Source organism: Streptomyces sp. NPDC050504 (assembly GCF_044458065.1).
GTDB lineage: Bacteria > Actinomycetota > Actinomycetes > Streptomycetales > Streptomycetaceae > Streptomyces.
On record NZ_JBITHO010000003.1, the window covers coordinates 423000 to 442026 of the forward strand.

The 19027-nt window shown below is 73.5% G+C and carries 18 protein-coding genes; 12 read left to right on the forward strand and 6 right to left on the reverse strand.

Annotation, left to right across the window (positions count from 1 at the left end):
* Positions 1-40: 40 nt before the first annotated feature.
* Genes paaC through paaA form a run of 3 tightly spaced genes read right to left on the reverse strand, consistent with a single transcriptional unit; the run spans position 41 to position 2159 of the window.
* Positions 41-805: a 1,2-phenylacetyl-CoA epoxidase subunit PaaC gene (paaC, locus tag ACIBNE_RS13020; protein ID WP_399271586.1), complete on the reverse strand. Its 765-nt coding sequence runs from the start codon at positions 803-805 to the stop codon at positions 41-43.
* The gene (gene paaB / locus ACIBNE_RS13025) at positions 802-1092 is read right to left on the reverse strand and encodes a 1,2-phenylacetyl-CoA epoxidase subunit PaaB (RefSeq protein ID WP_267241764.1); all 291 of its coding nucleotides are present in this window, start codon (positions 1090-1092) and stop codon (positions 802-804) included. Before paaB ends, paaC begins: the two co-directional genes overlap by 4 nt.
* Positions 1089-2159, reverse strand: a complete 1071-nt coding sequence (paaA, locus tag ACIBNE_RS13030; protein WP_399271587.1) for a 1,2-phenylacetyl-CoA epoxidase subunit PaaA — start codon at positions 2157-2159, stop codon at positions 1089-1091. Before paaA ends, paaB begins: the two co-directional genes overlap by 4 nt.
* Before the next feature lie 115 nt (positions 2160-2274).
* Between paaA and ACIBNE_RS13035 the strand changes: the two genes are divergently transcribed.
* The 3 genes from ACIBNE_RS13035 to ACIBNE_RS13045 all read left to right on the forward strand — a co-directional run bounded on the left by ACIBNE_RS13035 (position 2275) and on the right by ACIBNE_RS13045 (position 5236).
* Positions 2275-2994 (forward strand): DUF5819 family protein, encoded by a 720-nt coding sequence (locus tag ACIBNE_RS13035; RefSeq protein WP_399271588.1) that lies wholly within the window; start codon positions 2275-2277, stop codon positions 2992-2994.
* A 71-nt stretch (positions 2995-3065) separates the two neighbouring features.
* Positions 3066-4529, forward strand: a complete 1464-nt coding sequence (locus tag ACIBNE_RS13040) for an HTTM domain-containing protein (RefSeq protein WP_399271667.1) — start codon at positions 3066-3068, stop codon at positions 4527-4529.
* A 113-nt stretch (positions 4530-4642) separates the two neighbouring features.
* Entirely contained in the window at positions 4643-5236 is a 594-nt protein-coding gene (locus ACIBNE_RS13045) for a TrmH family RNA methyltransferase (protein WP_399271668.1), read from the forward strand.
* 96 nt (positions 5237-5332) lie between these two features.
* Here ACIBNE_RS13045 and paaN read toward each other — a convergent pair whose 3' ends face one another.
* Positions 5333-7006 (reverse strand): phenylacetic acid degradation protein PaaN, encoded by a 1674-nt coding sequence (paaN, locus tag ACIBNE_RS13050; RefSeq protein ID WP_399271589.1) that lies wholly within the window; start codon positions 7004-7006, stop codon positions 5333-5335.
* A gap of 123 nt (positions 7007-7129) precedes the next feature.
* Here paaN and ACIBNE_RS13055 point away from each other — a divergent pair, with 123 nt between their 5' ends.
* Both ACIBNE_RS13055 and ACIBNE_RS13060 read left to right on the forward strand, forming a co-directional pair.
* Positions 7130-8641, forward strand: a complete 1512-nt coding sequence (locus ACIBNE_RS13055) for a 3-hydroxyacyl-CoA dehydrogenase (RefSeq protein ID WP_399271590.1) — start codon at positions 7130-7132, stop codon at positions 8639-8641.
* Positions 8638-9228 carry a TetR/AcrR family transcriptional regulator gene (locus ACIBNE_RS13060; RefSeq protein ID WP_399271591.1) on the forward strand — a complete coding sequence of 197 codons (591 nt, stop codon included), beginning with the start codon at positions 8638-8640 and terminating at the stop codon, positions 9226-9228. The genes ACIBNE_RS13055 and ACIBNE_RS13060 overlap by 4 nt, the downstream gene beginning before the upstream one ends.
* 71 nt (positions 9229-9299) lie before the next feature.
* Here the strand turns inward: ACIBNE_RS13060 and ACIBNE_RS13065 are convergent, their stop codons facing one another.
* Complete coding sequence (locus ACIBNE_RS13065; protein ID WP_399271669.1) at positions 9300-9800, reverse strand: Lrp/AsnC family transcriptional regulator; 501 nt, start codon at positions 9798-9800, stop codon at positions 9300-9302.
* Between the two features lie 184 nt (positions 9801-9984).
* Here ACIBNE_RS13065 and pdhA point away from each other — a divergent pair, with 184 nt between their 5' ends.
* The 7 genes from pdhA to ACIBNE_RS13100 all read left to right on the forward strand — a co-directional run bounded on the left by pdhA (position 9985) and on the right by ACIBNE_RS13100 (position 18241).
* Entirely contained in the window at positions 9985-11127 is a 1143-nt protein-coding gene (pdhA, locus tag ACIBNE_RS13070) for a pyruvate dehydrogenase (acetyl-transferring) E1 component subunit alpha (RefSeq protein WP_399271592.1), read from the forward strand.
* Positions 11124-12134, forward strand: coding sequence for an alpha-ketoacid dehydrogenase subunit beta (locus ACIBNE_RS13075; protein ID WP_399271593.1), 1011 nt, complete (start codon positions 11124-11126; stop codon positions 12132-12134). The genes pdhA and ACIBNE_RS13075 overlap by 4 nt, the downstream gene beginning before the upstream one ends.
* The gene (locus tag ACIBNE_RS13080; RefSeq protein ID WP_399271594.1) at positions 12134-13552 is read left to right on the forward strand and encodes a dihydrolipoamide acetyltransferase family protein; all 1419 of its coding nucleotides are present in this window, start codon (positions 12134-12136) and stop codon (positions 13550-13552) included. The genes ACIBNE_RS13075 and ACIBNE_RS13080 overlap by 1 nt, the downstream gene beginning before the upstream one ends.
* A 51-nt stretch (positions 13553-13603) precedes the next feature.
* Positions 13604-14590, forward strand: coding sequence for a DUF6457 domain-containing protein (locus tag ACIBNE_RS13085; protein ID WP_399271670.1), 987 nt, complete (start codon positions 13604-13606; stop codon positions 14588-14590).
* A complete protein-coding gene (locus ACIBNE_RS13090; protein WP_399271595.1) occupies positions 14587-16047 on the forward strand; it encodes a molybdopterin molybdotransferase MoeA in 1461 nt (486 codons plus the stop codon). Before ACIBNE_RS13085 ends, ACIBNE_RS13090 begins: the two co-directional genes overlap by 4 nt.
* 20 nt (positions 16048-16067) lie before the next feature.
* Positions 16068-17123, forward strand: a complete 1056-nt coding sequence (locus ACIBNE_RS13095; RefSeq protein ID WP_399271671.1) for a potassium channel family protein — start codon at positions 16068-16070, stop codon at positions 17121-17123.
* 101 nt (positions 17124-17224) lie between these two features.
* On the forward strand, positions 17225-18241 hold the full coding sequence (locus ACIBNE_RS13100) for an NAD(P)H-quinone oxidoreductase (protein ID WP_399271596.1): 1017 nt from the start codon (positions 17225-17227) through the stop codon (positions 18239-18241).
* A gap of 211 nt (positions 18242-18452) precedes the next feature.
* Here the strand turns inward: ACIBNE_RS13100 and ACIBNE_RS13105 are convergent, their stop codons facing one another.
* On the reverse strand, positions 18453-19013 hold the full coding sequence (locus ACIBNE_RS13105; protein ID WP_399271597.1) for a bacterial proteasome activator family protein: 561 nt from the start codon (positions 19011-19013) through the stop codon (positions 18453-18455).
* Positions 19014-19027: the final 14 nt, after the last annotated feature.

The following is a 19027-nucleotide window of genomic DNA, read 5'->3' on the forward strand; positions in this document are numbered from 1 at the left end:
TCCCGCGACGCGTCCGGGGCGGTCTCCCGGGACGTGCCGGTCACCACGTCGCCCCCGGGTGGCTGCGGTGCAGGTGCTGCATCTCGGCGAGCATCCGGCCGAACGGCTCGGTGTGCAGCCCCTGCCGTCCCGCGCCCGCCGCCCAGGCGCCCGTCCGCGGCCCCTCGGGCAGGCTCAGCGTCGCCCGCTCGACCACGGAGGCGACCGAGGCGAGCCAGTCGGCCTCCAGCGCCCGCCAGTCGACGTCGAGCCCCTCGACCGGCTGGAACATCTCGCCGGTGAACCGCCACAGCGCGGCCAGGCCGTCGTGCATCCGCCGGTGGCTCTCGGCCGTGCCGTCGCCGAGCCGCAGCGTCCACTGCTCGGCGTGGTCCTGGTGGTACGCCACTTCCTTGACGGCCTTCGCGGCGATCGGGGCGAAGGGGCCGCCGCCCGCCGCCAGCGCCGCGTACAGCAGCCGCTGGTAGGTGGAGAAGTAGAGCTGGCGGGCGATGGTGCGGGCGAAGTCGCCGTTCGGCTGCTCGACCAGCTGGAGGTTGCGGAAGGCGCGCTCCTCGCGCAGGTACGCCAGCTCGTCCTCGTCGCCGACGAGGGAGAGCAGCAGCCGTGCCTGGCCCAGCAGGTCGAGCGCGACGTTGGCCAGCGCGACCTCCTCCTCCAGGACCGGTGCGTGGCCCGCCCACTCCCCCAGCCGGTGCGAGAGCACCAGGGCGTCGTCGCCGAGGGCCAGTGCGGCGCCCCGGGCGGCTTCGGTGAGGGCCGTGCCATCGGCGGTCCCGGTGGTTGCCGGGGTCTCGGTGCTCACAGGTGCTTCACCCCCTCCGGGATCTCGTAGAACGTCGGGTGGCGGTAGGGCTTGTCGGCGGCCGGTTCGAAGAACGGGTCCTTCTCGTCCGGGGACGAGGCGGTGATCGCCGCGGACGGCACCACCCAGATCGAGACCCCTTCCGACCTGCGCGTGTACAGGTCGCGGGCGTTGCGCAGGGCCATCTCGGCGTCCGGTGCGTGCAGGCTCCCCGCGTGGGTGTGGGAGAGCCCCCGGCGGGAGCGCACGAACACCTCCCACAGCGGCCAGTCGGTCGAGCTGCTCATGCCGTCGCCCCCTTGCGGTCGTGCGGTGCGTCTTCGGTCTGCGGTTCGGTTCGTGCCTCGGGTCGTGCGTCAGGTCGTGCTTCGGCCCGCGCGCCGCTGTGCTTCGCGGCGTACGCGGCGGCCGCCTCCCGCACCCAGGCGCCCTCCTCGTGTGCCCGGCGCCGCTGCGTCAGCCGCTGTTCGTTGCAGGGGCCGTTGCCCTTCAGCACGTCCCAGAACTCGTCCCAGTCGATCGCGCCGAAGTCGTGCTGCCCCCGCTCCTCGTTCCACTTCAGGTCCGGGTCGGGGAGGGTCAGGCCGAGCGCCTCGGCCTGCGGGACGGCTATGTCCACGAAGCGCTGGCGCAGCTCGTCGTTGGAGTGCCGCTTGATCTTCCAGGCCATGGACTGCGCGGAGTGCGAGGACTCGTCGTCCGGCGGGCCGAACATCATGAGCGAGGGCCACCACCAGCGGTCCACCGCGTCCTGCGCCATCGCGTGCTGCTCGGGCGTCCCCTGCGAGAGGGCGAGCAGCAGTTCGTACCCCTGCCGCTGGTGGAAGGACTCCTCCTTGCAGATCCGGACCATCGCGCGGGCGTAGGGGCCGTAGGAGCAGCGGCAGAGCGGGACCTGGTTGGTGATCGCGGCGCCGTCCACCAGCCAGCCGATCGCGCCGACGTCGGCCCAGGTCAGCGTGGGGTAGTTGAAGATCGATGAGTACTTCTGGCGGCCGGAGTGGAGCTTGTCGAGCAGCTCGTCGCGGCCGGTGCCCAGCGTCTCCGCCGCGCTGTAGAGGTACAGCCCGTGGCCCGCCTCGTCCTGGACCTTCGCCATCAGGATCGCCTTGCGGCGCAGCGAGGGCGCGCGGGTGATCCAGTTGGCTTCCGGCTGCATGCCGATGATCTCGGAGTGGGCGTGCTGCGCCATCTGGCGGACGAGCGAGGAGCGGTACGCCTCCGGCATCCAGTCGCGGGGCTCGATGCGCTCGTCGGCGGCCACGGCGGCGTCGAACGCCGCTTCGCGGGCGGCCTCCCGCTCCGCCTCGTGCGCCCCGGGCGTCGTGCGCCCCTCTGTCGCCACTGACGTCATCTCCAACTCCCCTACCGACCGATCGTTCGGTTCATTGACTTCAATGGTGAGTCTGCGGCCCGTAGGGTGTCAACCCTGTGGATAACTGCTGTGGACCGACGGGGATCGGGGCGGGATGGATTCGTACGACGACAAGGGCGCGGCAGATGTGCCGGCCGCGGCTCCCCGGCGTGCGGGCATAGCCGGACTCTCGCTGCCCTACCAGGTCGTGGCCGCCCTCGCGCTGGCCGTGATCGGCGTCTTCGGCCTCGTGCACCTGGGCATGATCTTTCTGCACGTCGCGCCCGCCAACACCGTGAGCAAGAAGCACGGAAAGACGATCGGCGAGTGGGTCTACCCGGAGTTCGAGCAGAACTGGAAGCTCTTCGCGCCCAACCCGCTCCAGCAGAACATCGCCGTGCACGTCCGCGCGCAGGTCAAGGGCCCCGGCGGGCGCTCGACGACCGACTGGATCAGCCTCTCGGCCGATGACGCCGCGGCCATCAGGGGCAACGTCATCCCCAGCCACGTGAACCAGAACGAACTGCGCCGCGGCTGGGACTTCTTCGTCAACTCCCACGACAACGCCAACCAGCCGATCGGCCTGCGCGGCTCGCTCTCGGAGCAGTACGTCCGCCGCATCGTGATGCTCCGCCTCGAAGGGCGGGACCTGGGCGGCGAGGTCAGGCGCATCCAGGTCCGCTCGTCCAGCACCTCGGTCGCGCCCCCGCCGTGGAGCGACGAGAAGTACTCGACCCGGCCCACCTACCGGGTCCTGCCCTGGTGGAACGTCCACGAGGCCGACCGGCCCGGCGGAAAGGCACCCGAGAGCCGTAGCGCGGAGGACGCGAAGTGAGCAGCACCAGCCCCCGGGGCACCGGAGCGCACGAGCCGGTGGAGCCGGACGCCGCCGCGCGGGACGCCGCTGTGCGGGATACCGCCGCGCCGGACGCGACCCCCGCCGCCCAGGCCGCACCCGCTTCCGCAACTGCGCCCACAACCGCTTCCGCACCCGCAACCGCTCCCGCCCCCGGGCGCAAGGGCTTCGGCCGCCGCACGGGGAAGGCCGACGGCAAGCTGGGGAAGGCCGAGCGCAAGCTCGGCGCCGCCGTCCAGCGCGTGACGTCCGCCGCCCTCGGCCCGTACCAGACCGCCGTCGTACGGATCGGCTTCTCGCTGTCCTGGCTGGTCTTCCTGGTGTGCGAGATCCCGAACCGCCGCGAGCTGTACGGACCCGACAGCCCCTGGCGCTGGGACCTCGCCGAGCAGCTGATCGGGGACAACGGCTCCTTCACCGTCCTGATGTGGTCGGACGGCACCGTCTGGTTCGAGATCGTCTACGCCGTCGCGGTGCTCTCCAGCCTCCTGCTGCTGCTCGGCTGGCGGACCCGCGCGATGTCCGTCCTGTTCATGGTCGGCGTGCTCTCGCTGCAGAACCGCTCCATCTTCATGGGGGACGGCGGCGACAACGTCATCCACCTGATGGCGATCTACCTCGTCCTGACGCGCTGCGGACAGGTCTGGTCGCTGGACGCGCGGCGCGCGGCGCGGGCCGCCGCCCGCGCGGAGGAGGACGGCCCGGCCCAGGGGCGCGCCGAGTGGGCCGGGCCCGTGCTCTGGGGCGTGCTGGGCGCCGTGCTCGCCTGGGCCACCGCCACCGGTGAGATCAGGGCCGGCGTGCTGGGCGGCTGGCTCACGGTGTTCTGGGGGCTGTGGCTGGTCCACGGCCTCTGGTGGACCGTCGAGCGGCGTGCGCCGGGCAGCGAGCTGCGGACCCTGCTGGACGTGCTGGCCAACCTCGCGCACAACGTCACGCTCGTCGTGATCATGGCGGAGGTCTGTCTGATCTACGCGACCGCCGGCTGGTACAAGATCCAGGGTTCGCGCTGGCAGGACGGCACCGCGCTCTACTACCCGCTCAACCTGGACTACTTCTCGCCCTGGCCCGCGCTCTCCGACCTCCTCGCATCCAGCGGCGTGATGGTGATGCTGCTGACGTACGGGACCGTGATCGTGCAGGTCGCCTTCCCGTTCACGCTCTTCAACCGGCGCGTCAAGAACGTGCTGCTGGTCGCGATGATGCTGGAGCACGCGGGCATCGCGCTGCTGCTCGGGCTGCCGTTCTTCTCGCTGGCGATGATCGCGGCCGACGCGGTGTTCCTGCCCACGGCGTTCCTGGTGTGGCTGGGGAACAGGTCGGGGCGGGGGTGGCGCCTGCTGTGGGAGCGCGGCCCCGTGACCGCAGGGGCCGCGCCGCGCGCGGAGGCCGGGGCCGGGGGCGGCACGGGGACCGGCGGTGCGGGGCCCGGCGGTGCGGTGGCCGACGGCGGAGCCGGGGACGGGCAGGCCGGTCGGCCGGGCGCGGGCGGTAGCCATACGCTCGTGGGGTGAGCAGCAGCGAGGAACCGAACCGACTCCCCGGCCCCGACGGGGCCGGTGAGCCCCCTTCCACCACCGGGGCGCCCGACCAGCCCCTCCAGTACGACGAGGGGTTCGCCGGCGAAGTGGGCGTGGGGCCGCACCCCCTGCCCTGGCCCGAGGGCGAGCGGTACGACCCCGAGCTGCTCGCGGGCGGCGACCGGCGCAACGTCGTCGACCACTACCGCTACTGGACGCGCGAGGCGATCGTCGCCGACCTGGACACGCGGCGGCACGACTTCCACGTGGCGGTGGAGAACTGGGGCCACGACTTCAACATCGGGTCCGTGGTGCGCACCGCCAACGCGTTCCTCGCCAAGGAGGTCCACATCGTGGGGCGGCGCCGCTGGAACCGGCGCGGCGCGATGGTGACCGACCGCTACCAGCACGTGCGCCACCACCCCGACACCGAGTCGCTGACGGCCTGGGCGGCCGCGGAGGGCCTCGCGATCATCGGGATCGACAACCTGCCGGGCGCGGTGCCGCTGGAGCGCACCGAACTGCCCCGCAGGTGCGTCCTGCTCTTCGGCCAGGAGGGCCCGGGGCTCACCGAGGAGGCCCGCAAGCACGCGTCGATGGTCTGCTCGATCGCCCAGTTCGGCTCCACCCGGTCCATCAACGCGGGCGCGGCGGCGGCGATCGCCATGCACGCGTGGGTGCAGCGGTACGCGCAGGTGTGAGCGCCGGGGCGCCGGTGGGAAACCCCGGCGCCCCGTCCACGTGCCTCAGCCCTGTCTCAGCCCTGCCTCAGACCTTCCTCAGACCTCAGACCTGTCTCAGCCCTGCCTGCGGACCTCGACCACCCGGAACCGGTTCGACACGAACGCCGCGTCGCACAGTGCCGCGTTCGCCGCCGGGTTCCCGCCCGAGCCGTGGAAGTCGGAGAACGCCGCCGTCTGGTTCACGTACACCCCGCCCGTCAGGTTCAGCGACAGCTGGGCTGACTCGTCCAGACAGGCGTCCTCCAGCGCGCTCTCGACCTCCGCCGACGTGGTGTACGCGCCGACCGTCATCGCGCCCTTCTCCCGGACCGTACGGCGCAGCAGGTCCAGCGCGGCCGAGGTGGAGTCCACCGCGACGGCGAACGCGACCGGGCCGAAGCACTCGTCCATGTACGCCGCCTCGGCGTCCGGCTTGGTGCCGTCCAGCTTCACGATCACCGGTGTGCGGACCACCGCGTCGGGGAACTCCGGGTTGACGACCGCGCGGGATTCGAGCGCGACCTCGCCGAGCCCGGCCGCCGCCTCCACGCGCGCCTTCACGTCCGGGTTGACGACCGCGCCCAGCAGGGCGTTGGCCCGAGCGTCGTCGCCCAGCAGGCCGCCGACCGCCGCCGCGACGTCCGCGACCACCTCGTCGTACGACTTGGCTCCGGCGTCCGTCGCGATGCCGTCGCGGGGGATCAGCAGGTTCTGCGGGGTGGTGCACATCTGGCCGCTGTAGAGCGAGAGGGAGAAGGCGAGGTTCGCCAGCATGCCCTTGTAGTCGTCCGTCGAGTCGATGACGACCGTGTTGACGCCGGCCTTCTCGGTGTAGACCTGCGCCTGGCGGGCGTTGTCCTCCAGCCACTCGCCGAAGGCGGTCGACCCCGTGTAGTCGATGATCTTGATCTCGGGGCGGGTCGCCAGGGTCTTGGCGATGCCCTCGCCGGGCCGCTCGACGGCCAGCGCCACCAGGTTCGGGTCGAAGCCCTGCTCGGCCAGGACCTCGCGGGCGACGCGCACGGTCAGCGCGAGCGGCAGCACCGCGCGCGGGTGCGGCTTGACCAGCACGGGGTTGCCGGTGGCCAGCGAGGCGAACAGGCCCGGGTAGCCGTTCCAGGTCGGGAAGGTGTTGCAGCCGATGAGCAGCGCGATGCCGCGCCCGCTCGCCGTGTAGGTCTTCGTCAGCTTCAGCGGGTCCCGCTTGCCCTGCGGCTTGGACCACTCCACCGCCGACCGGGGGGTGCGGGTCTGCTCCGCGTAGGCGTACGCGACCGCTTCGAGGCCGCGGTCCTGGGCGTGCGGGCCGCCCGCCTGGAAGGCCATCATGAACGCCTGGCCGCTGGTGTGCATGACCGCGTGGGCGAACTCGTGCGTCCGCGCGCTGATCCGCGACAGGATCTCCAGACAGACCAGGGCGCGCCCCTCGGGCCCCGCGGCGCGCCACGCGGGCACGCCCGCGCGCATCGCGGGCAGCAGGACGTCGACGTCCGGGTGCGGGTACTCGACGCCCAGCTCGATGCCGTACGGCGAGGTCTCCTTGCCCGTCCAGCCGTCGGTGCCGGGCTGGTCGAGCTCGAAGCGGCTGCCGCGCAGGGCCTCGAAGGCCGCGAGGCCGTCTGCGGGGGCGCTCTCGCCGTACGCCTTGGGGTGCTCGGGGTGCGGGGACCAGTAGGCGCGGGTGCGGATCGCCTCCAGGGCCTGGTCGAGCGTGGGCCGGTGGGCCTCGGTCAGCTGTGGGGCGGCCATCAAGGACCAACTCCTCGTCGAGCTGGGCAGGGACGTGCGGACAGAGTTAGATTAACCGAACGATCGGTCGGGACAAGGGGGCCTGGCAAACCTGTGGACAACCCGGTAGGGGAGGATCAGCGCATGACCGCCATTGACGCGAGCAGGACCGTAGCCGTTGTCGGAACGGGCACCATGGGCCAGGGCATCGCCCAGGTCGCCCTGGTCGCGGGACACCCCGTACGGCTCCACGACGCCGCTCCCGGCCGCGCCGAAGAGGCCGCCGAAGCCATCGCGGCCCGCCTGGCCCGACTGGTGGAGAAGGGCAGGATGGGCGCCGACGACCGCGCCTCGGCCCTTGCCCGGCTGCACCCGGCCGCCGCCCTGTCCGAGCTGGCCGACGCCGCGCTCGTCGTCGAGGCGGTCCTCGAACAGCTCCCGGTCAAGCAGGAACTGTTCCGTGCGCTCGAAGAGGTCGTCGCCGACGACTGCCTCCTCGCCACCAACACCTCCTCGCTCTCCGTCACCGCCGTCGCGGGCGCCCTGCGGCTGCCCGGACGGTTCGTCGGACTGCACTTCTTCAACCCGGCCCCGCTGCTCCCCCTGGTCGAGGTCGTCAGCGGCTTCGCCACCGAGGAGTCCGCCGCCGCGCGCGCGTACGAGACGGCGAAGGCGTGGGGCAAGACGCCGGTCCGCTGCGCCGACACCCCCGGCTTCGTCGTCAACCGCATCGCCCGCCCCTTCTACGCCGAGGCCTTCGCGGTGTACGAGGAGCGCGGCGCCGACCCCGCCACCATCGACGCCGTCCTGCGCGAGAGCGGCGGCTTCAGGATGGGCCCCTTCGAACTCACCGACCTGATCGGACAGGACGTCAACGAGGCGGTGACGCGGTCCGTCTGGGAGTCCTTCTTCCAGAGCCCCAAGTTCACCCCCTCCCTCGCCCAGCGCCGCCTGGTGGAGTCCCGGCGCCTGGGCCGCAAGTCCGGGCACGGCTGGTACCCGTACGCGGAAGGGGCGGCCCGTCCCGAGCCGCACACCGCCGAACCCCGCGAGGCGCCCGGATCGGTCACCGTTGCGGGCGACCTCGGCCCCGCCGAAGAGCTCGTCGCCCTCATGGAGGAGGCCGGGATCACGGTCGAGCGGATCGAGCACGGCGGCCCGTACATCACCCTGCCCGGCAGCGACGGACAGCTCGCGCTCGCCGACGGGCACACCTCCGTCGAGTACACCGACGCGGTCTTCTTCGACCTCGCCCTCGACTACCGCGCCGCCACCCGCATCGCCCTGTCCGCCGCCCCCGACACCTCGCCCAAGGCCGTCGCGGAGGCCACCGGCCTCTTCCAGAAGCTCGGCAAGGAGGTCAGCGTCATCGGCGACGTCCCCGGCATGATCGTCGCCAGGACCGTCGCGATGCTGATCGACCTGGCCGCCGACGCCGTCGCCAAGGGCGTGGCGAGCGCCGAGGACGTCGACACCGCGATGCGCCTGGGCGTCAACTACCCGCTCGGGCCCCTCCAGTGGCACGAGCGGCTCGGCAAGGACTGGGCGTACGACCTGCTGCACACCCTGGACGAGCGCTGCCCAGGCGGGCGCTACGCCCCCTCCCTCGCGCTCTTCCAGCTGGGCTACGCGGCCGAAGGGGACGACGCCCGATGACCACGGCCAAGCGCGACACGTACACCCCCGAGACGCTGCTGTCCGTCGCCGTCCGGGTCTTCAACGAACGCGGCTACGACGGCACCTCCATGGAGCACCTGTCCAAGGCGGCGGGCATCTCCAAGTCCTCGATCTACCACCACGTCGCGGGCAAGGAGGAACTGCTGCGCCGCGCCGTGAGCCGGGCGATCGACGGTCTGTTCGGGATCCTCGAAGAGCCGGGCGCCGAGCGCGGCAGGGCCATCGAGAGGGTCGAGTACGTCACCCGCCGCACCGTCGAGGTGCTGATGGCCGAACTGCCCTACGTCACGCTGCTGCTGCGGGTGCGCGGCAACACCAGGACCGAGCGCTGGGCGCTGGAGCGGCGCCGAGAGTTCGACCAGCGGGTCTCCGACCTGCTCAAGGCCGCGGCGGCCGACGGCGACCTGCGCGCGGACGTGGACATCAGGCTCGCCACCCGGCTGCTGTTCGGGATGGTCAACTCCCTGGTGGAGTGGTACCGCCCGCAGCCGGGCGCGGCGGAGGGCGACGAGCTCGCCGAGACGGTGGTGCGGCTCGCCTTCGACGGGCTGCGCACCGCGCACTGAGGCCCGGCGCCGCCCGGTCACCACCGAAGCGCGGAGGCGCCGGTCACCACCGAAGCGCGGCGCCGTCCTGTTCACTCCAGTTCCGTCGGCAGCGCCGGGCCCAGGTCCGTCTCCTCGAACACCAGCAGCGTGCGCGTCGACAGCACCTCGTCGATCGACTGGATCCGGGTCAGCACCAGCTCCCGCAGCGTCCTGTTGTCCGGCGTGTGCACCAGCAGCAGCACGTCGAAGTCGCCGCTGACCAGCGCGACGTGCGCGGCCCCCGGCAGCGCCAGCAGCTGCTCGCGCACCGTGCGCCAGGAGTTCTGCACGATCTTCAGCGTGATGTACGCGGACGCGCCCTGCCCCGCCCGCTCGTGGTTCACCCGCGCGCTGAAGCCCCGGATCACCCCGTCGTCGATGAGCCGGTTGATCCGGGCGTAGGCGTTGGCCCGCGAGACGTGGACCCGGTCGGCCACGGACCGTATCGACGCGCGGCCGTCCGTCTGCAGGATCCGCAGGATGTCCCGGTCGATGGCGTCGAGCGCGCGCGGCGGCGGAGGGCTCCCCGCCGACGCCCCGCCGTCGGCCATTTGTTCATCCGCCATGTCCCCCCGCCTCCTCGTGATGGACGACCTGTCTCTATCCCAGGCTGTGGAGAACCGTTTGTCCACAGGCTGAGGGTGCCTGTAGCCAAAATGCCCCGACGACCGAACAATCGGTAGGTGAGGCGCCTCACACCGCGCGCCGCCCAGTCCACCCCCATCAGGAGGTGTCATGACGGTCCAAGAGCTGCCGGGTGCGGCCGCCTACCGGCCCACGCCGCCCCCGGCCTGGAAGCCGCGCACGGACCCCGCGCCGCTGCTCCCGGACCCCGAGCCGTACCGCGTGCTCGGCACGGAAGCCGCCGCGTCGGCCGACCCCGCGCTGCTGCGCAGGCTCCACGCCGAGCTGGTCCGCGGCCGCAGGTACAACGTCCAGGCCACCGCCCTCACCAAGCAGGGCAGGCTCGCCGTGTACCCGTCCACGGTCGGGCAGGAGGCCTGCGAGGTCGCGGCCGCCCTGGTCCTCCAGGAGCAGGACTGGCTCTTCCCGTCGTACCGCGACACGCTCGCCGCCGTCGCCCGCGGCCTGGACCCCGTCCAGGCGCTGACCCTGCTGCGCGGCGACTGGCACACCGGGTACGACCCCCGCGAGCTGCGCATAGCGCCGCTGAGCACCCCGCTCGCCACCCAGCTGCCGCACGCCGTGGGCCTCGCGCACGCCGCCCGCATCAAGGGCGACGACGTCGTGGCGCTCGCCATGGTCGGCGACGGCGGCACCAGCGAGGGCGACTTCCACGAGGCGCTGAACTTCGCCGCCGTCTGGCGGGCCCCGGTCGTCTTCCTCGTGCAGAACAACGGCTTCGCCATCTCCGTGCCCCTCGCCAAGCAGACCGCCGCCCCCTCCCTGGCCCACAAGGCCGTCGGGTACGGCATGCCGGGCCGGCTCGTGGACGGCAACGACGCGGCGGCCGTGCACGAGGTGCTGACCGACGCGGTGGCCCGCGCCAGGCGCGGCGGCGGCCCCACGCTCGTCGAGGCCGTCACGTACCGCATGGACGCCCACACCAACGCCGACGACGCGACCCGCTACCGCACGGACAGCGAGGTCGAGACCTGGCGCGCGCACGACCCGATCCTCCTGCTGGAGCGGGAGCTGACCGAGCGCGGACTGATCGACGAGGACGGCCTGCGCGCCGCGCGCGACGCCGCAGAGACGATGGCCGCCGCGCTGCGCGAGCGGATGAACGCGGACCCCGTGCTCGACCCCATGGACCTCTTCGCCCACGTGTACGGCGAGCAGACCGCCCAACTCCGCGAGCAGGCCGAACAGCTGCGCGCCGAGCTGGCGGCCGAGGCGGAAGGACAGGACCGATGAGCACGGCCACGGCGCCCGAGGCGGCGGTCAAGCCCGTCTCCATGGCGCAGGCGCTCCAGCGCGCGATGCGCGACGCCATGGCCGACGACCCGACCGTGCACGTCATGGGCGAGGACGTCGGACAGCTGGGCGGCGTCTTCCGCGTCACCGACGGGCTGCAGAAGGAGTTCGGCGAGGAGCGCGTCACCGACACCCCGCTCGCCGAGGCGGGCATCCTCGGCGCGGCCGTGGGGATGGCGATGTACGGGCTGCGGCCCGTCGTGGAGATGCAGTTCGACGCCTTCGCCTACCCGGCGTTCGAGCAGCTGATCTCGCACGTCTCGCGGATGCGCAACCGCACGCGCGGCGCGATGCCCCTGCCGATCGTGGTCCGCGTGCCGTACGGCGGCGGGATCGGCGGCGTCGAGCACCACTGCGACTCCTCCGAGGCGTACTACATGGCGACGCCGGGACTGCACGTCGTCACCCCCGCCACCGTCGAGGACGCGTACGGGCTGCTGCGCGCCGCCATCGCCTCCGACGACCCCGTGGTCTTCCTGGAGCCCAAGCGGCTCTACTGGGCCAAGGAGCAGTGGGAGCCGCGCGAGGTGGCGCCCATCGGCAGGGCCGTGGTGCGCCGCCCCGGCCGCAGCGCCACGCTGATCACGTACGGGCCCTCCGTGCCGGTCTGCATGGAGGCGGCCGAGGCCGCGACCGCCGAGGGCTGGGACCTGGAGGTCGTCGACCTGCGCTCCCTGGTGCCGTTCGACGACGAGACCGTCACGGCGTCCGTGCGGCGCACCGGACGGGCGGTCGTCGTGCACGAGTCGCAGGGCTTCGGCGGCCCCGGCGGCGAGATCGCGGCCCGGGTCACCGAGCGCTGCTTCCACCACCTGGAGGCGCCGGTGCTGCGCGTCGCCGGGTTCGACATCCCGTACCCGCCGCCGATGCTGGAGCGGCACCACCTGCCCGGCGTGGACCGGGTGCTGGACGCCGTGGCACGGCTCCAGTGGGAGGCGGAGAGCTGATGGCCCAGGTCCTGGAGTTCAAACTGCCCGACCTCGGCGAGGGACTGACCGAGGCGGAGATCGTGCGCTGGCTGGTGGCGGTCGGCGACGTGGTCGCGATCGACCAGCCGGTCGTCGAGGTCGAGACGGCCAAGGCGATGGTGGAGGTGCCCTGCCCGTACGGCGGGGTGGTCACCGCGCGCTTCGGTGAGGAGGGCACCGAACTGCCGGTCGGCGCGCCCCTGCTGACGGTCGCCGTGGGGGCCGGGGAAGCGGGGGCCGCGGAAGGGGACGGGGCTCCCTCCGGGGGCGCGGGCTCTACCGGGGCTCCTTCCGGGGGCGCGTCCGCCGCGCGGCCCGCCGAGTCCTCGGGCAACGTCCTCGTCGGGTACGGGACGGGCGCGCCGGCCGCGCGGCGGCGCCGGGTGCGCAAGGACACGCTCCAGGCGGCCGTGCCCGCGGCGCCCGTTCGTACGGCGCCGGTCAGCGCGGAGCCCGTGTCCGCCGCCGCGCTCTCGGGCCCCGCGCTTTCGGGTCCCGCACATTCGGGCCCTGCGATCTCGGGCCCCGTGCCCGTGGTCTCTCCGCTCGTGCGGAAGCTGGCCCGTCAGCACGGGCTCGACCTGCGGGAGTTGCGCGGCTCCGGGCGCGACGGGCTGATCCTCAGGTCCGACGTGGAGGCCGCGATCCGGGTCCCCGGGCCCGAGCCGGTGGCCGCCCCGGCGCCCGCGCCCGCCCGCACCGGCCCGGTCGGCGAGCGGGTGCCGCTGCGCGGCGTGCGCGGCGCCGTCGCCGACAAGCTGTCCCGCAGCCGCACCGAGATTCCGGACGCGACCTGCTGGGTCGACGCCGACGCGACGGAGCTGATGGCGGCGCGCGCCGCCATGAACGCGGCGGGGGGCCCGAAGATCTCCGTCATCGCGCTGCTGGCCAGGATCTGCACCGCCGCGCTCGCCCGCTTCCCCGAGCTGAACTCCACGGTCGACACGGCGGCCCGGGAGATCGTGCGGCTGCCCGGGGTCAACCTCGGCTTCGCGGCGCAGACCGCGCGCGGCCTGGTCGTGCCGGTCGTCCGCGACGCGCACGAGCGCGACGCCGAGTCGCTGAGCGCGGAGTTCGCCCGGCTCACCGAGGTCGCACGGGAGGGCGCGCTCACCCCGGCCGACCTGACGGGCGGGACGTTCACGCTCAACAACTACGGGGTGTTCGGCGTGGACGGCTCGACGCCGATCATCAACCACCCCGAGGCGGCCATGCTCGGAGTCGGCCGGATCGTCCCCAAGCCCTGGGTCCACCAGGGCGAGCTGGCGGTGCGTCAGGTCGTGCAGCTCTCGCTCACCTTCGACCACCGGGTGTGCGACGGCGGCACGGCGGGCGGCTTCCTTCGGTACGTGGCGGATTGCGTGGAGAACCCCGTGGTGCTGTTGCGCACGGTGTGACCCCGCGCGTCCCGTCTGGCCCCGAGTATGCGCATACTCGGGGCCATGGCCATGACCGCACCCGGCGCATCCGACGCCGCATCCGACGCCGCGACCGACGCCGGATCCGGCTCCGCGTCCGGCCACCTTGCGTCCGGCCCCCTCTTCGACGCCGTCGTGCTCGCCGGAGGGGCCGCCAAGCGGCTCGGCGGGGCCGACAAGCCGGGCCTGAGCGTGGGCGGCAGGGCCCTGCTCGACCGGGTGCTCGACGCGTGCGCGGGCGCGGGGACGACCGTCGTCGTGGGCGACCGCAGGGCCACCGCGCGCCCCGTCGTCTGGGCGCGCGAGACTCCGCCGGGCGGCGGCCCGGTCGCCGCGCTGGACGCCGGAGTGCGGCGGACCACCGCCGCGTACGTCCTGGTGCTCTCCGCCGACCTGCCCTTCCTCGGTACGGAGACGGTCACCGCGCTGCTCGACGCGGCGCGCGCCGAGGACCGCGAAGGCGCGCCCGGCGCCGGAGGTCCGCTCGGCGTCGAAGGCGCGCTCGGGGTCGACGCCGACGGCCGCGACCAGCCGCTCGTCGCCGTCTACCGCGCCGAACCGCTGCGCCACGCCCTCGCCTCGCTCTTCGCCGAGTACGGCTACCTCGCGGGACTGCCGCTGCGGCTGCTCACCGAGAGCCTCGACCTCGCCCGCGTCCCCACCGGCCCCCTCGCCTCCTTCGACTGCGACACCTGGGAGGACATCGCGGCCGCCCGCGCGCGGATCAGGGAGCATGGAAACGTGCTGGACGAATGGATCACCGCAGTCAAGAACGAGCTCGGCATCGAGTTGGACGTCGACACCGCCGCTCTGCTGGACCTCGCGAGGGACGCCGCACACGGCGTGGCCAGGCCCGCGGCGCCGCTCACGACCTTCCTGGTCGGCTACGCGGCGGGCCGCGTAGCCGGTGCGGGCGGCGGCGCGGAAGCGGTCGCCGAGGCCACCCGCAAGGCCGTCGCCCTCGCGGCGCGCTGGGCCGCCGAGGGCCGTGCGTCCGACGCGGCGGACGCCGGATGACGCCGGAGCGGGAAGAGGGCCGGGACCGTGAGCGGGAGCTGGACGGGGTCGAGGAGGCCCTGGCGCTGGTGAGCCGCGCCGCCGCCGACTCCGCGCGCCCCCGCCGCACTTCGCCCTCAGCGCCCGCCCCGTCCACCCCGTACACCGGATCCACCCCGTCCGCCCCGCCCTCCGGGACCGCCGCGCCCACCGGACCCCCCGCCCCCCGCCCCGGCACCGGGCGGCACCGCGCCACCCCCTGGGCCGAGGCCCGGGAGACCGCTGCACGCGCGGGCCGGGGCGCCCCCGCCCGTACCCACCGGACTCCCCTCGCCGACGCGCTCGGCCGGACCCTCGCCGAACCGCTGGACGCCCTCACCGACCTGCCGCCCTTCGACACGTCGGCGATGGACGGCTGGGCCGCGTCGGGCCCGGGGCCCTGGACCGTACGGGAGGGCGCGGGCGTCCTCGCCGGGAGCGCCGCCCCCGGCAGGCTGGCCGACGGCGATGCCGTACGGATCGCGACCGGCGCCCGGATCCCGCCCGACGCGACCGCCGTCATCCGCAGCGAACACGCCCGTGTGACGCCCGCGCACAGCACCCGGGACGCCGCCGAAGAACCCCGGAGCGCCCCGCAGCTGTACGCCGAGCGCGAGGTGGTGCACGGGCAGGACATCAGGCCCCGGGCCCAGGAGTGCCGTACCGGGGACCGGCTGCTGGCCGCGGGCTCCCTGGTGACCCCGGCCGTGCTCGGCCTCGCCGCCGCCGCGGGCTACGACGAACTGCCCACCGTCCCCCGCCCCCGCGCCGAAGTCCTCGTCCTAGGCGACGAACTCCTCGCCGCCGGGCTGCCGCACGACGGGCTGATCCGGGACGCCCTGGGGCCGCTCCTCGGCCCCTGGCTGCGCGCGCTCGGCGCCGACGTCGCCCGGGTGCGCCGCGTCGGGGACGACGCGGACGAACTCCTGCGCGCCGTCACTCAATCCGAGGCCGAGCTCGTGGTCACCACCGGAGGCACCGCGGCCGGACCCGTCGACCACGTCCACCCCGTGCTCACGGCCGTGGGCGCCGAACTCCTGGTGGACGGCGTCAAGGTGCGCCCCGGCCACCCGATGCTGCTCGCCCGCCTCTCCCCCGGCCGCCATCTGGTCGGGCTGCCCGGCAACCCGCTCGCCGCGGTCTCCGGACTGCTCACCCTCGCCGGACCGCTGGTCAGGGCGCTGGCGCGGCACGCGGCGCCGCGGGAGCCGTACACCCTGGCCGTACGCGACGAGGTGCACGGCCATCCTCATGACACCCGTCTGGTGCCGGTCGAGGTCAGGGCGGGGCGGCTGCTGCCGCTGCACTACAACGGGCCCGCGATGCTGCGCGGCATCGCCGCCGCGGACGGGCTCGCCGTGGTGCCGCCCGGCGGCGCGCGGCCGGGCGACGAGCTGGAGGTCCTGCGCCTCCCCTGGACGGAGGCGTGTTTCACGTGAAACTTCCCGGCCACGACGCGATGGCCAGACATGCCGACGAACACCTCGTCACCAGCCGGGTGAAGCTTCCGCGCAGAGCCGTGGAGCGCCCGCTGCGCCAGGTCACCAAGCGGCTGCTGATGGCGCTCGGCGTGCTGTGGCTGACCGTCCTCATCGTGTGGCTCGACCGCAAGGGCTACCACGACAACGCCAACGGCAGCCTGGACCTGCTCGACTGCCTCTACTACGCGACCGTCACCCTCTCCACCACGGGGTACGGCGACATCGTGCCGCACAGCGACAGCGCACGGCTGGTCAACGTGCTGCTGGTGACCCCGCTGCGCGTGCTGTTCCTGATCATCCTCGTCGGCACCACGCTCGAAGTCCTCACGGAGCGCACCCGTGAGGAGTGGCGACTGAACCGCTGGAGAAGCAACTTGCGTGAGCACACCGTCGTCGTCGGATTCGGTACGAAGGGCCGGTCCGCGATCCAGACGCTCTGCGCCACCGGTCTGAAGAAGGACCAGATCGTCATCGTCGACCCCAGCGCGAAGGTCATCGAGGCGGCCAACGCCGAGGGCTTCGTGGGGGTCATGGGCGATGCGACGCGCAGCGACGTACTGCTGAGGGCCGAACTCCAGAAGGCCCGTCAGGTCGTGATCGCGACCCAGCGCGACGACACCGCCGTGCTGGTCGCGCTCACCGCGCGGCAGCTCAACAAGGGCGCGAAGATCGTCGCCGCGGTGCGGGAGGAGGAGAACGCGCCGCTGCTGCGGCAGTCCGGCGCGGACGCGGTCATCACCAGCGCGAGCGCGGCGGGGCGGCTGCTCGGCCTCTCGGTGCTCAGCCCGAGCGCGGGCGCGGTCATGGAGGACCTGATCCAGCAGGGCAGCGGGCTCGATCTGGTCGAACGGCCGGTGATAAAGAGCGAGGTCGGCAAGAGCGTCCGGGAGACCGGGGACCTGGTGGTGAGCGTGGTGCGCGGGCACCGGCTGCTCGGGTACGACGACCCGGAGGCGAGCCCGCTCCAGCTGACGGACCGGGTGATCAGCATCGTGCGGGCGTCGAGCCCGCCGCCGCCGGGGCCGCTGGAGTAACCGGGGCCGCTGGAGTAACGGGAGGACCCGAAGTGTCGCCGGGGCCCGGAGCAGCGGGAGGACCCGAAGTGGCCCCGGGGGACCTGGAGTAGCGTCGGGGCATGTATGCGATCACGATCCCCGAACCCGGTGGCCCCGAAGCGCTCGTCTGGGCCGAGGTCCCCGATCCCGTGCCCGGCGAGGGCGAAGTACTCGTCGAGGTCGTCGCCAGCGCCGTGAACCGGGCGGACCTGCTCCAGCGGCAGGGGTTCTACAACCCGCCGCCCGGGGCGTCCGCCCTCCCCGGCCTCGAATGCTCCGGGCGCATCGCCGCGCTCGGGCCCGGGGTGGTCGGCTGGAGCGTCGGCGACGAGGTGTGCGCGCTGCTCGCGGGCGGGGGGTACGCGGAGAAGGCCGTGGTGCCCGTCGGGCAGCTGCTGCCGGTGCCGGACGGGATCGACCTGGTGACGGCGGCGGGTCTGCCCGAGGTGGCGTCGACCGTGTGGGCGAACGTCTTCATGAGCGCGGGTGCCGCATCGGGCGCGGCCTCCGGTGTTCTCGGCGCCGGTCTGCGGCCCGGCGAGACGCTGCTCGTGCACGGCGGTGCGAGCGGGATCGGCACGATGGCGATCCAGCTCGCCAAGGCGGTGGGCGCCCGGGTCGTGGTGACCGCGGGGTCCCCCGAGAAGCTGGCGCGCTGCGCCGAGCTGGGCGCGGACGTGCTCGTGAACTACCGCGAGCAGGACTTCGTGGAGGAGGTGCGGGCGGCGACGGGCGGGGCGGGCGCGGACGTCGTCCTCGACGTCGTCGGCGCGAAGTACCTGGAGCGGAACGTGCAGGCGCTCGCGGTGAACGGGCGGCTCGTCGTGATCGGGCTCCAGGGCGGGGTGAAGGGCGAGCTGAACCTCGGGGCGCTGCTGGCGAAGCGGGCTTCGGTGACGGCGACTTCGCTGCGGGGGCGGCCGTCGGCGGAGAAGGCGGCGATCGTGGCGGCGGTGCGGGAGCACGTGTGGCCGCTGCTCGCCTCCGGGCGGGTGCGGGCGGTCGTGGACCGGGTGGTGCCGCTCCGGGACGCGGGGGAGGGGCACCGGGCGCTGGAGGCCGGGGAGAACGTGGGGAAGGTGCTGTTGGCGGTGTAGGGGCGCGCGCTCCCGGAACCGGGCCCGGCCCGGACAGGTCGGCGGGCTCCGCCCCCGAACTCCCGGGCCCCGAACTCCCGGGCCCCGAACTCCCGGGCCCCGAACTCCCGGGCCCCGAACCCCCGGGTCTCGAACGCCGACTGGCCCCGAACGCCGACGGGGTTGGAACGCCGGCGGGGCTGGAACCGGCCCGCCGGCGTCGCGCGTTTTCCTACAGGTACGGGCCCGACCGCACCGGGCCGTGGGGGTTCTCGTCGTCGTCCTCGTGGCTCGCGCCCGGGGGCAGCGCCCTGCGCATCTGCTCCAGCTGGGCGCGCGCCGCCATCTGCTGGGCGAACAGCGCGGTCTGGATGCCGTGGAACAGGCCCTCAAGCCAGCCCACCAACTGGGCCTGCGCGATCCGCAGTTCCGCCTCGGAGGGGATCGCCTCGTCGGTGAACGGGAGGGAGAGCCGCTCCAGCTCCTCCACCAGCTCGGGGGCCAGGCCGTCCTCCAGCTCCTTGACCGACGACGCGTGGATGTTCTTGAGGCGCACCCGGCTCGCCTCGTCCAGGGGGGCCGCGCGGACCTCCTCCAGGAGTTGCTTGATCATGCTGCCGATGCGCATGACCTTCGCGGGCTGTTCGACCATTTCCGTCACCGGGACCTCGCGCGACTCGTCGTCGCCCTCAACGCCGCCGAGAGCCATGCCGTCCTGCCCCACCACAAGGATGTGGGGACGCTCCTGGGGCTGTTCCGACTGATCCGACCGTTCACTCCTCGGCATCTCCATGCCGCCATTCTCTC

Coding starts and splice junctions, on each gene's coding strand:
- paaB (WP_267241764.1), bottom strand. CDS start 1,092: ATGAGCAGCTCGACCGACTGGCCGCTGTGGGAGGTGTTCGTGCGCTCC.
- ACIBNE_RS13055 (WP_399271590.1), top strand. CDS start 7,130: ATGACCGCCATTGACGCGAGCAGGACCGTAGCCGTTGTCGGAACGGGC.
- ACIBNE_RS13035 (WP_399271588.1), top strand. CDS start 2,275: ATGGATTCGTACGACGACAAGGGCGCGGCAGATGTGCCGGCCGCGGCT.
- pdhA (WP_399271592.1), top strand. CDS start 9,985: ATGACGGTCCAAGAGCTGCCGGGTGCGGCCGCCTACCGGCCCACGCCG.
- ACIBNE_RS13060 (WP_399271591.1), top strand. CDS start 8,638: ATGACCACGGCCAAGCGCGACACGTACACCCCCGAGACGCTGCTGTCC.
- paaN (WP_399271589.1), bottom strand. CDS start 7,006: ATGGCCGCCCCACAGCTGACCGAGGCCCACCGGCCCACGCTCGACCAG.
- paaA (WP_399271587.1), bottom strand. CDS start 2,159: ATGACGTCAGTGGCGACAGAGGGGCGCACGACGCCCGGGGCGCACGAG.
- ACIBNE_RS13090 (WP_399271595.1), top strand. CDS start 14,587: ATGACGCCGGAGCGGGAAGAGGGCCGGGACCGTGAGCGGGAGCTGGAC.
- ACIBNE_RS13105 (WP_399271597.1), bottom strand. CDS start 19,013: ATGGAGATGCCGAGGAGTGAACGGTCGGATCAGTCGGAACAGCCCCAG.
- ACIBNE_RS13065 (WP_399271669.1), bottom strand. CDS start 9,800: ATGGCCGACGGCGGGGCGTCGGCGGGGAGCCCTCCGCCGCCGCGCGCG.
- ACIBNE_RS13100 (WP_399271596.1), top strand. CDS start 17,225: ATGTATGCGATCACGATCCCCGAACCCGGTGGCCCCGAAGCGCTCGTC.
- ACIBNE_RS13085 (WP_399271670.1), top strand. CDS start 13,604: ATGACCGCACCCGGCGCATCCGACGCCGCATCCGACGCCGCGACCGAC.
- ACIBNE_RS13080 (WP_399271594.1), top strand. CDS start 12,134: ATGGCCCAGGTCCTGGAGTTCAAACTGCCCGACCTCGGCGAGGGACTG.
- ACIBNE_RS13075 (WP_399271593.1), top strand. CDS start 11,124: ATGAGCACGGCCACGGCGCCCGAGGCGGCGGTCAAGCCCGTCTCCATG.
- ACIBNE_RS13095 (WP_399271671.1), top strand. CDS start 16,068: ATGGCCAGACATGCCGACGAACACCTCGTCACCAGCCGGGTGAAGCTT.